Here is a 15,545-nt window from a genome sequence, read left to right on the forward strand (position 1 = left end):
GGACGTGGAGGACCGCCCGTGGTGCACAGTGATCCCGATACGCGGCACGGTGTGGTGCTCGCGGCACGGCGCCATCTCGCCGACGGTGGCAGCCTCGTGCTGTACGGGCCGCGCGGCGCCGGCAAGTCGTACGTCCTGCGCGGGCTGGTCGAGGGCGCCCGGGACCACGCGGGAACGGTCCTGTGGTCGGAGCCCGGCGCGGCCGAGCGCCCGCTGCCGTACGCCACGCTCGCCGACCTCCTCGACCCGCTGCCCGATGACGCGCTGGCCGCGCTGCCGCCGCCGCAACGCTCCGCGCTGCGCGCCGCGTTGCGCCGCGAGCGGCCTGCGCCGGACGGGCCCGACCCGCTCGGGGTGCGGCTGGGCCTGCTGGCCCTGTTGCGGGGGCTGACCGCGCGCGGGCCGGTGCTGCTCGCCGTGGACGGGGCGCACTGCGTGGACGAGCCGAGCGCGCAGACGTTGGCGTACGCCGCCCGGCGGCTCGGGCCGGCGCGGGTACGGGCCGTGGTGACCGAGACCGTGGGCGTCAGCGGCGGGCCGCCGCTGGGCGTCGCGCTCTGCCCGGGCCAGGTGCTCGTGCGCGAGCTGCCCGCGCCCGGGGTGTCCGAACTGCGCGCGGTGCTCGACCGCCACACCACCAGGAAGCTGCCGCACTGGCTGGTCCGGCGCGTGCACGAGGCGTGCGAGGGCGATCTGCTCGACGCGCTGGAGGTCGTCCGCCTGCTCGACGGGCGCCCCGAACTTCCCTCCCGCGACCAGCCGTTACCCGTGCCCGAGCGGATCGGCGCGCGGGCGGCGGAGCGGCTGGCGCGGGTGGAGCCGGCCGGGCGCGGCGTACTGCTGCTGGTGGCCGCGGCCCGGCGCGGCCCGGTGGAGCTGGAGTCGCTGCGCGCGGCGGCCCGCGCGGTGGTCACGGACACCGGCGCGCCGACCGGCGACCACGCCCCGGCGCTCGCGCACGCCCCCACCCTCTCCCCGCCCGATGCCTCCGCGCCCGATACCTCCGCATCCGGCGCCTCCGCGCCCCACGCCTTCGCCTCCGACGCCTCGTCGCCCGCCGCTCCCGGTCCGGGAGTCTCCACATCCGGTGTCGTCACGTCGTACGCCTCCACGTCCGGGGTCTGCGCGTCCGGTGTCTCCACGTCACACACCTCCACGTCCGGGGTCTCCGCGTCGCACGCCTCCACGTCCGGGGTCTCCGCGTCCGGCGCCGGCCCACGGGGGGTGGGCGCGGGGTGCGCGTCCACGCGGGGCAGGGCCGTGCTCGTGCCGGCCGCTCCGGAGGGGCTGGTCGAGCGGGCGGTCGCGCAGGCCGTGGCGGCGGGGTTGCTCGTCGTCTCCGACGACGGGGCCGAGGTGCGCTTCGCGCATCCGCTGTACGCGAGTGCCCTCTACGCCACCGCGTCCGCCGCCGAGCGGCGCACGGCGCACGCCCGGCTCGCCGCCGCCACCCCGGGCGCCGTCGAACACGCCCGGCACCTGGCGCTCGCCGCCCCGGGCCCGGCCGAGGAGTTGGCCTCGGCGCTGGCCAGCGCGGCCGACCAGGCCCGGCGGCGCGGAGCGCCCGACGAGGCCGCGGCGCTGGCCCGGCTCGCCGCGCTGCGCACCCCGGCCGGGCACCCCGGGCGCCGCTGCGAGCGGCTGCTGAGCGGCGCCGCGCACGCGTACGCGGCGGCCGACTACGAGCTGTGCCGCGAACTGGCCGAGCCGGTCACCGCCCGGGCCGCCGACCCGGCGCAGCACGTACGCGCCTGCGTGCTCATCATCAACGCCGCCAACCAGGCGCTGCACGACCTGGACGAGGTGTTCGCCGACGCGTTCGCGCACGCCGGCGACGATCCAGGGGCCCGGGCCCGGCTGCACTACCTGCGCGGCATCAAGGCCCACATCAGTGACGGCGACACGCCGCTGGCCTGGGCGGAGGCGGCGCGCGCGGCCTCGCTCGCGCGGCGCGGCGGCGACCGCTCGACGGAGTTGCTCGCGCTCGCGCTCCAGGCGTTCGTGGGCACGCTCCAGGGCCGGCCCGACGCGGAGGAGCCGCTGGACCGCGCGCTGGCCCGGCCGCAGGACGCCGGGCCGACCGGCGGGCACAACGGGCCACGGGCCATCCGGGCGCGGCTCGACTTCTTCGCCGACCGGCTGGCCGCGGCGGACGCCGAACTCGGCCGACTGCTGCGCCGGGCGCGGCAGTCGGACGACGCCGAGGAGATGCTGTTCCTGCTGTGCGCGAGCATCGACGTGGACGTGCGCGCGGGCCGCTGCGGCAAGGCGCTGGCCGCCGCGCACGAGGCGCTCGGCCTGGCCCGCGCGCTCGGTGCCAACCTCGGGCAGGTCTGCTACTCGGCCGCGGTCGCCGAGGCCGCCGGCGGCGACCTGGAACGGGCCGAGGCGCTGGCCCGGGAGGGCGTGCGGGTCGCGCGGGACGAGCGGGACGTGGTGTTCCTGCCGCTCTCGCTGTGCCTGTTGGGCCAGATCCAGTTGCGCTCGCGGGCGCCGGTCGCCGCCGTGGAGTGCCTGGGCCAGGCCCGTACGATCGCCCGCCGGCGCTCGGTCGTGGACCCGGCGGCCGTGCCCTGGGCGGCGGACCTGGCCGAGGCGCTGGTGGCGGTGGGCGACCACGAGCAGGCGCGGGCGGTGGTGGCCGAGGCGCGGGGCGCCGCGCACCGGCTCGGCCGGTCGGGCGTCGCCCTGTCGCTGCTGCGGGCTGACGCGCTGCTGCGGGCGGAGTCCGCCGACCTGCCGGGCGCGGCGGCCGGGCTGCGCGAGGCCGCCGCCGGCCACCGCGCGCTCGGGCTCCCGCTGGAGCAGGGCCGGGACCTGCTGGCGCTCGGCGCCGTGGAGCGCCGACGCCGGCACGCCACGGCCGCGCTCGCCGCGTGGCACGAGGCGGCGGCGCTCTTCCGCACGGCCGACGCCCGCCCCTGGCTCGACCAGGCCCACACCGAACTGCACCGGGTCACCTGCGGACGGTCCGCCGCCCCGGCGCCCGGCGCGGCGGCGCGGTCGGGGGCGGGCCGGGCGGCGGCCCCGGCGGGGTCGGTCTCGGCGCTGGGCGCTGGCGTGGCGGGCACGGCGGGCGCGGCGCCGGGCGGCGGACCGTTCGGGAGTCCGGAGGCGGGGGCGGCTCCGGGGGCGGGCTCGGCGCTGGGCGTTGGCCCGGGACAGCCGCCCGCCGCGCTGCCCACGGGGCGGTGGCACGCGCTGACGCCCGCCGAGCACCGGGTGGCGGAACTCGTCGGCGACGGGGCGACCAACCGGGAGATCGCCGGCCGCCTGTTCCTCTCGGCCAAGACCGTCGAGTCCACGCTGACCCGTGTGTACCGCAAGCTCGGCGTCCGCTCCCGCGCCGAACTCATCCGCCTCCGGCACGCCCCGGGCCACGCGCCGGGCAGGGCAGCCGACCCGACGGTCTGAGCCCCGGGAGCGTGGGATCTGGGGGCGCCCCAGGCCCGGTGTGTCCCCGGCCGAGTGACGGCCGAGGCCCCGGCCAGGCTCAGGGCCGCCCAGGTCAGGACAAGGCTCAGCGTCCAGGGCAGGGCCCAGGTCAGGCTTAGGACCCGAGTCGGGCTCAGGACTCTCAGGACCCGGGTCGGGGCCGGGGGATCGTGGCGTACGCGGGGTGGGGCTGGCCGTCCGGGAGGGTGCGCGGGGCGGTGAACGCGCCGTGCAGCGCGGTGTTCGTGTGGAACGGCTGGCCGATGGTGTGGCGCGGCAGGGACAGGCCGTAGTACGCGCCGAAGAGGCGGTACACGTCGGCCATGTCCGGGACGAACAGCGAGCACTCGTCGGGATCGTCCGGGAAGTCCGGGTCGGGCACGGCGCTGCCCAACCCGATCTCGGCCGTCATGCGCGCGGTGAGCGGGTGGTCGGCCCTGACCCGCTCGTGCACCGAGCCGTCGCAGTACTGCCAGTCCCAGACACCGTCCACCACGGCCGTGACCAGCGGCGGGTCCATCCCCGTGTCGGAGACGCGCACGGAGGTGCGGCCCTCCCACAGGTGGTTCAGGTGGTCTCGGTCCGTACGGAAGAGGCCACCACCGGTCTCGAAGGCGTACGCCCAACCGCCGTGGCTGCCCAGTCGGGCCAGGTCCGGCAGCCGCGTCGTGCCGCCCGCCGCCGCCACGACGGCGTTGCAGGTGGCCGCGTCCATGACGGTGCCCGGCTCGGCGCCCAACATCACCGCGAGCTGCTCGACGTCGACGCCCCGCACCGCGACCAGTTGCATCCCGCCGCCACCGCCGGCCTCGGCTATCCACCCGAATCCGTCGCTCACGCCCCCAGCCCCCTTCTCCCTCGTACTCCCCCGTGCTCTCCCCGTACCGGCCGCTGCCGCGCCCGGGGCACCCCCGTGCCGGGCCTCCCCCACCCGTCATCGACAAGCTACCCCGCACCACTGACACCGCCGCTGCCGCAGAACCCGCCCGCTGTACCCACCCGCTGTACCCACCCACTGACGCCGCCGCCCAGCGAGCGCGGGCGACCACCCGGCGAACGCCGGCGACGGGCGGGCCCGGGAGGGGCGAGGGGGGTACCGGGAAACCCCCTGCTTCGCGCCCGGGGGGTTCCGGGCCGCGGGGCGCCGGGCCCAGCTTTGTTCCAGCCGGCGGACGGAGCCACCTCCGCCCCACCCCACTCCCCACGGGGGCGCCACCCACCACCCCACGGGCGCCCCAACCCACCACCTCCCACCGAAACCCGCCCCCAACTCCCCACTCTCCGCAGCCCGCTCGGCCCAGGCCCCACGCCCCGGCCCCGCCGCACCACAGCACTCTCCACATCACCACCGCACCCCCGTACCACCGGCACCTCCCGCACCACGCGCGCCGCACTCCCCTCGCGCCGGACGCGCGGCACACCGGACGTGGCGTGCTCCGTTCCGCTCGGTCGGTCGCTCCCGCCGCGGCGCACGCCACCGCTCACTTCCCCCGATGTCACCCGGCGCCCCCGCGCGCCGGGCGAGAAGGAGAATACGATGGTTCCGCGGAAACACCGGGCGCCCGTGGGCGCCCCCGTCACCCCGGCCGCGCCACCCGACTCCGCGCCGATGAGAGGACGGCGGCGGCTGACGGTCGCGCTCAGCGGCATCGCCGCCGTGGCGTGTCTGGCGGCGCCGCTGTCCGGAACGTCGGTCGCCGCAGCGCCGCCGGCCCCGGCCCCCGCCGCCCAGGCCGCGCCGTCCGACGTCACCGCCTCCACCCAACTGGCCTTCACCGAACTGGTGCAGAGCCAGAGCCAGTGGTGCTGGGCCGCCACCGGTCTGTCGATCGCCCGGTACCTCGGGCGCGGCCAGGACACCTCGCAGAACACGTTCTGCACCTACGCCCGCGGCCTGCCGCCCACGTCCGCCTGCCCCAACCGGCCCGGCTACCTCACCGACGTACAGCGCTCGTGGTCCAAGCTCGGCATGGACCCGGGCCGCACCGCCGGCACGCTGCCCTTCCAGACCGTGCAGCAGACCATCGACGCCAACTCGCCCGTCGAGACCGGCATCTACTGGACCTCGGGCGGCGGCCACGCGCAGGTGCTGTACGGGTACGACGCGAGCCGCCAGACGCTGATGTACGCCGACCCGTGGCCCAGCAGCCCCCGCTACGCCGAGATGAACTACAACACCTACCGCAGCAACAGCCAGTTCCGCTGGGCCGAGTCGCTGTACGGGGAGAAGTGAACGCCATGACGAACACGACCCGTTCCCGACTCACCCCTCACTCTCGCCCCAGCGGGCTCGGCGGCGCCTCGCTCGCCGCGGGCGTCGGCGTGGGCATCAGCGTGCTCGCCCTGCTCGCCCCGACGGCGGCCGTCGCCGACGACGGCGCGCGGCCCGTCGCGCCCGCCTCGGTGACGTCCGCCGACCGGGCCGCCGCCGCGAAGACCCTGGCCAGCCAGGACACCACCGACCGCGTCGGCTCCTTCTTCGTCCGGCTCGCCGAGCGGGAGCGGGCCACCGAGCGCGACACGCTCGACGCGGGCGTCACCCGTGCCGAGGCCGCCGCCCAGGCCCCGCGCCTGGTGGGCCCGGCGGTGCCGGTCTACTCGCTGAACCCGGACTTCGTCCGTGGCCGGAGCACGGCGGCCGAGCCGGTGGCCGAGTTCGCCTACCTGGCCTCCGAGGCCCGCTCCGCCTCCGGCGCCACGGCCACGGTGTGGACCGTGCGGGACGCCAAGACCCAGCGCTGGGCCGTCGCCAACGTGATCTCCGGCACCGACGAGGTCAGCTTCGGCCGCAAGGGCGCGGGCGACCTGGTCTTCACCGAGCCGCAGATCGCCGCCTGGTACGCGCTGGACGGCAACCGGGTGCTGCCGCTCAACAAGTCGGCCCGGGACGCGGTCGGCGCGCGGGGCACCAGCGTCGCGGCGTACCAGGACCGCGTGCACGACCGGTACGCCGACAAGCTGCCCGGCTCCGACTACCAGCGCAACGGCCAGTTCGGCGGCGACGGACCGGCCGCGGCGCAGCCCGCGCCCGACACGCCGCGCACCACCGCGAGCGACGGCTCGTCGTCGACCGGCCTGTCCGGCGCCGGGCTCGCGGCGGCCGGCGTCGCGGGCGGCGCCCTGCTCATCGGCGCCGGAACGGTCGCCGTCCGCCTCCGCCGCCGCACCGCGACCGGCTGACGACTCCGACTGACCGGCTGACCGGCTGACCGGCTGACCGGTCAACCGCAGCCGGGCCCGCCCGCACCACACCGGTCGCCGCGCCGCGCCGGCCGCCGTTCCGCCCCCGCCCCGGCCGGTGCGCCGCGCCCGACCCCGGCCACCGCCCCCGCCAGCCACCCGGCGGGGGCGGTGGCCGTACGCACGGCGACGAGGCCGCGCCCCGGGCCCACGCCGGGCCGGGCAAGGCCGGACCGCGCAGAACCGGGCAGGACCGGACTGGGCAGGACTGAACCGGGCCGGGCCGGGCCGCTCTGAGGTCAGCCGTTCGCGCGGGCGGTGGGCTTGGCCCGTACGTGCATGCGCTCGCCCTGCCGGCCGAAGATGCTGAGCACCTCGACGGGGCCCTCTCCGGTGGTGCCGAACCAGTGCGGCAGCCGGGTGTCGAACTCGGCCGCCTCCCCCGCGCCCATCGTCAGGTCGTGGTCGGCGAGGACCAGGCGCAGCCGCCCGGCCAGCACGTACAGCCACTCGTACCCCTCGTGGGTACACAGGTTGGGTGTGTCGCGGCTGGCCGGCAGGACCATCTTGAACGCCTGGAGCGGGCCGGGCTGCCGGGTCAGCGGCAACACCGTGTTCCCGTGCGCGCGGCGCGGCGTGAGCCGCACCCGGGGATCGCCGACCTCGGGCGCGCCGACCAGTTCGTCCAGCGGGACCTGGTGGGCCTGCGCGATCGGCAACAGCAACTCCAGACTGGGCCGCCGCTGGCCCGACTCCAGCCGGGACAGCGTGCTCTTGGAGATCCCGGTGGCCTGCGCGAGCGCGGACAGCGTGACACCGCGCTCGGTGCGCAGCCGCTTGAGCCGGGGACCGACCTCGGTGAGGGCCTGGGCGATGGCGGGTGAGTGTTCCACGCCGCCATTGCACCCCACCCGTCCCGGAACCGGCAACGGTGTTTGCCGGAGGCGCACACCGGAGCGGCGGGTGCCGCGCGCTCCGCGCCACGCCACGGGAACCGCCCCGCGCGCCGCCCGACGGCCGCCCCCTCCCCCGGCCCGAACCCGGTGCCACCCCGCCACTCCCCGCGCTTGAACCCGCTGGGTGCGGGGCACTCGATGGAGACCGTGACGTGCGGCTCCGTAGGCGGGACCCGACCACCCGACCGGTTCACCCGGCGGGCCCGTGTATCGGACTCGTACGCGATACTCGGACCGACGATGGGGGACACACATGCACAGTGACCTGACCGACGAACTGCGTTCCAGAGCGGGCGTGTTCACCGACGAGCACGAGGGTCTGTGGGTGACCGTCGACGCGGGGAACACCGTGGAGTTCGGCGGGGCGCGACCCGGCGAACTGTTCCAGGCTGCGGCCGACTGGCTCGCCGCCGACCGACGGTACGAGGTGCTCGGCGTGCGCTGGCAGCACGCCGCCACCGACCCGCGACTACGCCTGGCCATCAGCCTGGACCGCGCGCCCGACGCCTGAGCGCGGGCCTGACCCCACGGCCGCGCCCACGTGGCCGCGCCGCCGCCCGCCCCAGCCCGCGCCACCCGCCCCTCCCTCGGCACACCCGGCGCGCGGCCCCCGCCCAGTGCGGGCGGGTGGGGGCGCGCCGGCCGGTGCGGCTGCGGCGGGTGGCTGACCACCCGCCGGTGGGCGTCCGCCCCCGCCCACCCCACCCACTCCCCCACCGGCCCGTATACCGTCGAACCCCGGTGCCCGGCGCGCGAACCGTGGCGTCGGGCGGGCCGGGAAGCGGCAGGGGAACGCAGGGGAACGGGGAGGGCTGAGCGGCGTGGGGTATGACGAGTTGGTCGCCGAGGGGTTGACGACACCGTTCGAGGGCTGGGACTTCGGGGTGTTCCGTGGGCGGTACGAGGAGCGGGGCGACGCCGACCTGCCGTGGAGCTATCCGGGGCTGGTACGCGAGCGGCTGCCGGGCGCGGGCGCGCTGCTCGATCTCGGGACGGGCGGTGGTGAGGTGTTGGCCTCGTTGGCGCCGCTGCCCGCGCGGACCGCGGCGACCGAGGGGTTCGCGCCCAACGTGCCGGTGGCGCGCGAGCGGCTCGAACCGCTGGGGATCGAGGTGGCCGAGGTCGGCGACGACGACCAACTGCCGTTTGATGACGCCTCGTTCGACCTGGTGATCAGCCGGCACGAGTCGTACGACCCACACGAGATCCGCCGCGTGCTCCGCCCCGGCGGCACCTTCGTCACCCAGCAGGTGGGCGGCGGTGACCTCGCGGAGGTCAACGAGGCGCTCGGCGCGCCCGCGCACGGCTACGCCGACTGGGACCTGCGCGCCGCCACCGACCAGCTCACCGCCGCCGGCTTCACCGTGACCTGGCAGGACGAGGCGCGGCTGCCGGCGGCCTTCCACGACGTCGGGGCGCTGGTGCTGTTCCTGCGCATCACGCCCTGGCACGTCCCCGACTTCAGCGTGGAGCGGTACGCCGAGCCGCTGCGCGCCCTGCACGCCACGATGCGCGCGGGCCAGCCGCTGGCCGCCCACTGTCACCGCTTCGCGCTGATCGCCCAGCCGTAGCGGCAGCACCCGGTCGTCGCCGGGGTGGGTACGTACCTGTCGGCCCGTCCACGACCCGCCCGGGGCCGGCCGTGGACGGGAAGCCGAGACGTCAGAGATGCCAGAGGGGCCGAAGATGTCGGAGGGGTCGGAGGGGTCGGAGATCGGGGAGAGGCCGGGGAGATGTCGGAGATGAACGTCAACGGCGGTCACGCCATCGGGCCGATCGACCGGGCCTTCCTCGCGCTGGCCCGTCAGCACCAGCCGACCACCGGGTTCTTCCTCGACTTCGCCGGGCCCGCGCCGGACGTCGACGCGCTCGCGGAGCGGGTGCTCGGGCGCGCGGCCGGGTTGCCCGCGCTGAACCTGCTGCGCCCGGACGGCCGGGCCCGCCGGTGGCGCCCGCGTACGGCCGACTTCGACCCGGGCACGCACGTGCGCCGGCACACCGGCCTGGCCGAGCCCGGCGCGCTGGCCGACGCGACGAACGCGCTGCTCAGCCACCCGCTGCCGGGCGCCGAGCACCCGCCGTGGGACCTGTGGCTGCTGGACGGGGCGGCGGAGCGGGACGGCGCGGCGGGGGGCGCGGGGGCGCGGGGCGGGTTTCGGTTGGCGCTCCGGGTGCACCACGCCGTGCAGGACGGGGTGGGCGCCGCGCACTCCGCGCTGGCCCTGCTCGGCGACGCCGCGGCGGCCGGCCCGCCGCTGTACCCGGCTCGGCTGCCGAGGCCGGCCGGCGCGCTGCTGGCCGCGTCGGACGCCGTACGCCAACTCGGCGGCGTCCGCGGCTGGCCCGCGCTGCGCGCCCACCCCGCCCGCCGTACCGCGTGGACCAGCCAGGACGTTCCCCTGGCGCGGCTGCGCCAGCTCGCCGACGCGTGGCGGACCAGCGTCAACGACGTCTGCCTGACCGGCCTGGCGCGCGCGGTGCGCGCCTGGCGCCGGGACGGCGCGCCGGGCGCGTGCCCCGACCTGCCGGTGCTGGTGGCCATGTCCACGCGCGGCCCGGGCCAGCGGTACGCGCCGGGCAACCACGTGGTCGGCTACCGGCTGGTGCTGCCGTCGGCGGCGCCCCGGCTCGGCGACGCGGCGACCCTGGTGCGTCGCCAGACCGACGCCGTGCGCCGCACCGGAACCCGCGACGCGCGCCGGCTCGCCGTGCGCGCCGCCCCGCACCGGGCCGGCGAGTGGGCGATGGGCTACGTGAAGAACGCCGTGCCGATCGGGGCCAGTTCGGTCACCGTCGCGGACGAGGAGCTGACCTGCCTCGGCGCCCGGCTGACCGGGGCGTCCATGTTCTACGACGTGCACGACGGGCTGCTCGGCTACGTCTCGTTCACGCGCGCGGGCGGGGTCGTACGGTGCGGCGTCGTGTACGACGCGGCGCTGCCCCGCGCCGCCGACCTGGCCCGCCACTGGCGGCAGGCCCTGTGCCCCGATCCGGCCGGGGCACAGGCCGGAATGGCAGGGGCTGCTGAGGCCGTCGAGGAGGCGGGGGGCGTGGGGCCGGGGGCTCCGGCGTAGGGCGATGCCAGCCCGGCCACCGACGGCCGCCGGCCACCACCTCGATACTTAGCCCTTGCGCTTACCATCGCCGGCCCCAATACTTAGCCGCATGGCACAGTATTCGGCGCAACTGGACGGCGTGCTCGTCGCCCTCGCCGACCCGACCCGGCGCGCGGTCATCCGGCGCCTCGGCCACGGGCCGCTGAGCGTCGGCGACCTCGCCAGCGAGTTCCCGATGACCCTCCCGTCGTTCATGAAGCACGTACGCACCCTCGAATCGAACGGACTCATACGCACGGTCAAGACCGGCCGGGTGCGCACGTGCGTGCTCAGCCGCGAGCGGCTCGCCCTCGTCGACGACTGGCTCGCGGAGCAGCGCCGGATCTGGGCGGAGCGCACCGACCGACTGGAGGAGTTCGTCACCAACCCGGAGGAGAACAGCCCGTGAACCCCGATCTCGACCTCGCGCTGGCGCGGGTCATCCGCGCCCCGCGCGCCACCGTGTGGAGCGCCTGGGCCGACCCGGCCCGGCTTGAGCGGTGGTGGGTCCCGGCCCCGTCCCGCTGCCGCGTCGACCGCCTGGACCTGCGGCCCGGCGGTGCCTTCGTGACGCGGCTGAGCGACGGCGGGGGCGCGTTCGTCCCCCATCTGGACGCCTGCTTCCTCGCCGTCGACCCGGGCGAGCGCATCGTGTTCACCAACGCGGTCGACGGCACCTGGCGGCCCGCGCACCCCGTCCCGGTCGCGATGACCGCCACCATCACCTTCGGCGACCACCCGGAGGGTACGGAGTACCGGCTGGTCGTCCGGCACGGCGACCCGGAGGCCCGCACCCTGCACGAGAAGCTCGGCTTCGCCGACGGCTGGGGCACGGTCGTCGGCCAGTTGGCCGCGTTCAGCGAGAGCGCGGCCCCGCGGAGCGCGGGCCCGCAGAGCGCGGACCCGCAGAGCGCGGACCCGCGGAACACGGGCCCGGGCACGGGTCCGCGCGGCACGAGCACGGAGGGCGGGGACCCGCGATGAAGATCACCCTCACCGAGTTCGTCACGCTCGACGGCGTCTGTCAGGGCCCCGGCTCGCCGGACGAGGACACCAGCGACGGGTTCACCGCCGGCGGCTGGCTCGTGCCCCACATGGACGCGACGTTCGTCCAGCGCGCCTCCGACTGGCTCGACCTCGCCGACGGCCTGCTGCTCGGCCGGCGCACCTACCAGGCGTTCGCCCGCGACTGGCCGGCGATCACCGACCCGGCCGACCCGTTCGCCGAGCGGATGAACACGCTGCCGAAGTACGTCGTGTCGAACACCCTCACCGAGGGGACCTGGCACCCCACGACCGTACTCAGGGGCGACCCGGCCCAGGCCGTCGCCGAGCTGAGGGCGCGACCGGGCCGGGAACTCCAGATCCACGGCAGCGCCCGGCTGGGCGACGCGCTGCTGGCGGCGGGCCTCGTCGACACGCTCCGCCTCGTCGTCGCGCCCACGGTCCTGCGCACCGGCCGGCGCCTGCTGACCGGCCCTGGCGCCCCGTCCGGCCTCCGCCTGGCCCACCACGAGGCGACGCCGAACGGCCTGCTGCTCCTGGAGTACGAGACGACGGGCCAAGCGCCGCTGGGCACGTACGAGGGCGTCGCCGCCTTCACCTAGGAGGCGCCGGGTCACGCCACGGGGGAGGCCCGGAAGCCCGACCGGCACGGTCAGTGTGATCCATACGGCGCGCAAGGGGGCGCACGGCGCACTAGTGGGGCGCGCGCTCGCGACGTACAAAGGGCGCGTGACTGCCGACGAACACGAACCCAGCAACGTCGCCGAGATGATCGACGTCAACCGGAACAACTGGGACGCCCGCACGCCCATCCACGTGGCCAGCGAGTTCTACGGCCTGAACGAGGCCCGCGACAGCGGCCACTGGTTCGCCGACTTCGAGTGGCCGGACCTGGGCGACCTCACCGGCCGGGACGTCCTCCACCTGCAATGCCACCTGGGCACCGAGACCCTCGCGTTCGCCGAGCGCGGCGCGACCACCACCGGGCTCGACTTCTCGGGCGCGGCCGTGGCCGAGGCGCGGCGCATCGCGCGCGACGCGGGCCGGGAGGTGACGTACGTGGAAGCCGACGTGCACGACGCGGTCGACGCCCTGGACGGGCGGCGCTTCGACGTCGTCTACACCGGCAAGGGCGCCCTGTGGTACCTGCCCGACCTCGCCCGCTGGGCCCGCACCGTGGCCGGCCTGCTGCGGCCCGGCGGGTTCCTGTACCTGGTGGAGTTCCACCCGCTGCTCCAGTCGCTCGGCGCCGTGCCCGAGCCGGGCGAACAGCACCTGCGGCTGCGCCAGGACTACCTGGGGGGCCGCGGGCCGCTGCGGGTCGAGGTGGCCCACACGTACACCGACGGCCCGCCGCTCGACCAGGCCACCACCTGCTACGAGTGGCGGCACGGGCTCGGTGACATCGTCACCGCGCTGCTCGGCGCCGGCCTGTCCATCGAGGTGCTGCGCGAGACCGAGCTGCTGCCGTGGCCGCGCTTTGCGGGCATGGTGCCGGCCGACGGCGGCTGGTGGCGGCTGCCCGACCACGACCCGAAGATCCCCCTGATGTTCGCCCTGCGGGCACGCGCCACGCCGTAACCCCCGCACCACGAAAGGGCGTCACGGGCGCCCGGGGGCCGGTCCCCGGGCGCCCGTGATGGGGCGGACGGCCCGCCCGTTGCCGGGTGTTGCCGGCACGGTGGTGCGTGCCGTGCAACGCCCGGGCGCTGCGCCAAGCTGTGCGCGTGGGTTCGGCGGCGCGCGCCGCGACCGCCGTTCGAGGCGGGGAGGGGCCCCGGACACCCGCAGGGGGAAACCATGGGCGAACTGCGCCCGCTGGCCGACGACCTGAGCGACGAGTGCCGGCAGTTCGCCGTCATGCTCCGCGAGCTGTTCGCCGGCCTCGGAATCTCCGTACGGCGCTACGCCGCCCGCCGCTACCGCGACCCCGGCACCATCTCGCGCTACCTGAGCGGCACCCGCGTACCGCCGTGGGAGTTCGTGCTCGACCTGCTCACCGACCTGGCCGCGGCGCGCTCCGTACCCACCACGCCGGACGCGGTGGAACTGCTCCGCGAGCGACACCGGGCCGCCATCCACACCAGCGGCTCGGTCGGACACGCCGTCGAGGTGTTGCAGAACCAGCTCGCCGACGCCGACCGCGCGGCGCGCAGCGCCACCCTGACCGAGGACGCGCTGGGCCGGGCGCTGCTGGAGCGCCAACACCGGATCGCCGACCTGGAGGTGCGGCTCGGCCAGTTGGAGGCGGCGTGGGCGGCGGAGCGGGCCCGGGTCGAGACGCTGGAACAGGAGTTGGCCTGCCCCGATCACGACCGCGAACAGCTCCTCCACGAACAGGACCGGCTGCGCCAGGAAGTGCGCCGCCTCACCGACGAGTTGGAGGAGGTGCGCCGCCGCGGCCTCCTCGCCGAGGCCCGGTGCCAGCTCCTGGAACGGCAACTCGCCGCCGTGGAGGCGCAGGGCGTGGCGTCCGGCGAGACGCACGCGGCCGACGAGGCGGAGGCGGTCGGCCTCTCCCCCTTCACCCACGCCCCGCCGTACGCCACCGCCCACGCCTCCGCCGCCGCGCACCCCACCGCCACGGCCGCAACCGCCACCGCCACCGCCACCGCCGCCAGCCGGGCCGGGGCGGCCACCGCCGGCAGGCCGGCGCAGTACCCGGCGGCGGCCTACCCGCCGCCCGCCGCGGCGACCTGGGGGGCGGGGCCGCGCCCGAAGATCCTCATCGTGGACGACCAGCGCGACAACCTGCTGGCCATGGAGGCGGTGCTCGCCACCCTGGGGCAGGAACTCGTCGCGGCCACCTCGGGGCGGGAGGCGCTCAAGGCCCTGCTCGACCACGACGACTTCGCGGTCATCCTGCTCGACGTGCAGATGCCGGAGATGGACGGTTACGAGACCGCGGCCCAGATCAAGCGCCGCCCCCGCAACCGCGACATCCCCCTCCTCTTCCTCACCGCCATGGGCGCCGACCCCGAACACTCCTCGCGCGGCTACGCCGCGGGCGCCGTCGACTACATCGCCAAGCCCGTCGACCCGTGGGCGCTGCGGGCCAAGGTCTCCACCTTCACCGAGATCTTCCTGGAGCGCCGCCACTACTCCCGCCACGCCACCCCGTACACCGGGTTCCCGAACTTCCGGTTCTCCGATTTCCGAGCGATCCCCTGAGAAACCCGCCCTTCGGCGCTCGACTTTCCGCTTCCCTTTTCTTCGCCCTTCTTTTCTTCCCTTTTCGTACGCGTTTCCTGCGCGCGCGTGGGAATCCACCTGCGCGCGGGCCGCCGGGATGTGGGACGCGCAATCGGCGAAGGACGGGGTACGGAAAGGAGCGCGTACGGGAACGCGCCCGCAGGGGAATGCGAGGTGGGCGGGGAGGCGGCCCGGTGAAGGGCGGCGGGCGGCGGCGCGGTGACGGGGGGATTAGCGGGCGAGGGGGCGAGTGGGTGGGGCGCACGGAAGGGCGCCAGGGGGGTGAGTGCGCGTTCCTGGGGTACGTAGGGGTGGGACCCGTACATATGCACGGGGTTCCGTTCCAGCCAATATCGGTTCGCTGACGAGGGCTTTACGTACCGCCCCGCAGGCAATTCCGGACGCGCGGCCCCCGGGCCGTGCGGCGCGGCTAGCGCTGGTGGGACTGTTCGGGCTCGTGGCCAAAGCCGTGCCCGGCCTCACGGTCCGGCGCGTGGCCGGACGGGTGCTGGGGCGAGTGCTCGGTGTGGGTGGCCGGTTTCGGCTCGGCCACCGGGTCGATGGCGGTGCCCGCCCCGTACGCGGTGCCGAACGTCGCGGCGAGCACGACGACGTACGCGGCCACCTTCAGACCTGTGTGCATGGCGGGCTCCCTCGGTTGCTTCTCAGTCAGTGATCAGTT

The 15,545-nt window shown here is 76.3% G+C and carries 14 protein-coding genes; 11 read left to right on the forward strand and 3 right to left on the reverse strand.

Going from position 1 to position 15,545, the window contains the following annotated elements:
* The first annotated feature begins 18 nt into the window (after positions 1-18).
* Positions 19-3,414 carry a helix-turn-helix transcriptional regulator gene (locus AC3CHW_RS15615; RefSeq protein WP_488470847.1) on the forward strand — a complete coding sequence of 1,132 codons (3,396 nt, stop codon included), beginning with the start codon at positions 19-21 and terminating at the stop codon, positions 3,412-3,414.
* Between the two features lie 163 nt (positions 3,415-3,577).
* Here AC3CHW_RS15615 and AC3CHW_RS15620 read toward each other — a convergent pair whose 3' ends face one another.
* On the reverse strand, positions 3,578-4,273 hold the full coding sequence (locus AC3CHW_RS15620; protein ID WP_488470848.1) for a hypothetical protein: 696 nt from the start codon (positions 4,271-4,273) through the stop codon (positions 3,578-3,580).
* Between the two features lie 771 nt (positions 4,274-5,044).
* Here AC3CHW_RS15620 and AC3CHW_RS15625 point away from each other — a divergent pair.
* Both AC3CHW_RS15625 and AC3CHW_RS15630 read left to right on the forward strand, forming a co-directional pair.
* Positions 5,045-5,668: a papain-like cysteine protease family protein gene (locus AC3CHW_RS15625; protein WP_488470849.1), complete on the forward strand. Its 624-nt coding sequence runs from the start codon at positions 5,045-5,047 to the stop codon at positions 5,666-5,668.
* Positions 5,669-5,673: 5 nt separating this feature from the next.
* Positions 5,674-6,615 (forward strand): hypothetical protein, encoded by a 942-nt coding sequence (locus AC3CHW_RS15630; RefSeq protein ID WP_488470850.1) that lies wholly within the window; start codon positions 5,674-5,676, stop codon positions 6,613-6,615.
* A 299-nt stretch (positions 6,616-6,914) separates the two neighbouring features.
* Here the strand turns inward: AC3CHW_RS15630 and AC3CHW_RS15635 are convergent, their stop codons facing one another.
* Complete coding sequence (locus tag AC3CHW_RS15635) at positions 6,915-7,508, reverse strand: helix-turn-helix domain-containing protein (protein WP_398608544.1); 594 nt, start codon at positions 7,506-7,508, stop codon at positions 6,915-6,917.
* Positions 7,509-7,824: 316 nt separating this feature from the next.
* On the opposite strand from AC3CHW_RS15635, the gene AC3CHW_RS15640 reads away from it, so the two are divergent.
* The 8 genes from AC3CHW_RS15640 to AC3CHW_RS15675 all read left to right on the forward strand — a co-directional run bounded on the left by AC3CHW_RS15640 (position 7,825) and on the right by AC3CHW_RS15675 (position 14,842).
* Entirely contained in the window at positions 7,825-8,082 is a 258-nt protein-coding gene (locus tag AC3CHW_RS15640) for a hypothetical protein (RefSeq protein ID WP_176163032.1), read from the forward strand.
* 310 nt (positions 8,083-8,392) lie between these two features.
* Positions 8,393-9,142, forward strand: a complete 750-nt coding sequence (locus AC3CHW_RS15645) for a class I SAM-dependent methyltransferase (protein WP_488470851.1) — start codon at positions 8,393-8,395, stop codon at positions 9,140-9,142.
* A gap of 162 nt (positions 9,143-9,304) precedes the next feature.
* A complete protein-coding gene (locus tag AC3CHW_RS15650) occupies positions 9,305-10,645 on the forward strand; it encodes a wax ester/triacylglycerol synthase domain-containing protein (RefSeq protein WP_488470852.1) in 1,341 nt (446 codons plus the stop codon).
* A gap of 91 nt (positions 10,646-10,736) precedes the next feature.
* The gene (locus AC3CHW_RS15655; protein ID WP_176163029.1) at positions 10,737-11,075 is read left to right on the forward strand and encodes an ArsR/SmtB family transcription factor; all 339 of its coding nucleotides are present in this window, start codon (positions 10,737-10,739) and stop codon (positions 11,073-11,075) included.
* Positions 11,072-11,650: an SRPBCC domain-containing protein gene (locus AC3CHW_RS15660; protein WP_488470853.1), complete on the forward strand. Its 579-nt coding sequence runs from the start codon at positions 11,072-11,074 to the stop codon at positions 11,648-11,650. Before AC3CHW_RS15655 ends, AC3CHW_RS15660 begins: the two co-directional genes overlap by 4 nt.
* Entirely contained in the window at positions 11,647-12,273 is a 627-nt protein-coding gene (locus AC3CHW_RS15665) for a dihydrofolate reductase family protein (protein WP_488470854.1), read from the forward strand. Before AC3CHW_RS15660 ends, AC3CHW_RS15665 begins: the two co-directional genes overlap by 4 nt.
* 127 nt (positions 12,274-12,400) lie before the next feature.
* Positions 12,401-13,252 (forward strand): class I SAM-dependent methyltransferase, encoded by an 852-nt coding sequence (locus AC3CHW_RS15670; RefSeq protein WP_488470855.1) that lies wholly within the window; start codon positions 12,401-12,403, stop codon positions 13,250-13,252.
* A gap of 219 nt (positions 13,253-13,471) precedes the next feature.
* Positions 13,472-14,842, forward strand: a complete 1,371-nt coding sequence (locus AC3CHW_RS15675; protein WP_488470856.1) for a response regulator — start codon at positions 13,472-13,474, stop codon at positions 14,840-14,842.
* Positions 14,843-15,293: 451 nt separating this feature from the next.
* Here AC3CHW_RS15675 and AC3CHW_RS15680 read toward each other — a convergent pair whose 3' ends face one another.
* Positions 15,294-15,506 (reverse strand): hypothetical protein, encoded by a 213-nt coding sequence (locus tag AC3CHW_RS15680; RefSeq protein ID WP_488470857.1) that lies wholly within the window; start codon positions 15,504-15,506, stop codon positions 15,294-15,296.
* Positions 15,507-15,545: the final 39 nt, after the last annotated feature.

This window comes from Streptomyces sp. MGP-BFMKR1 (genome assembly GCF_057766585.1).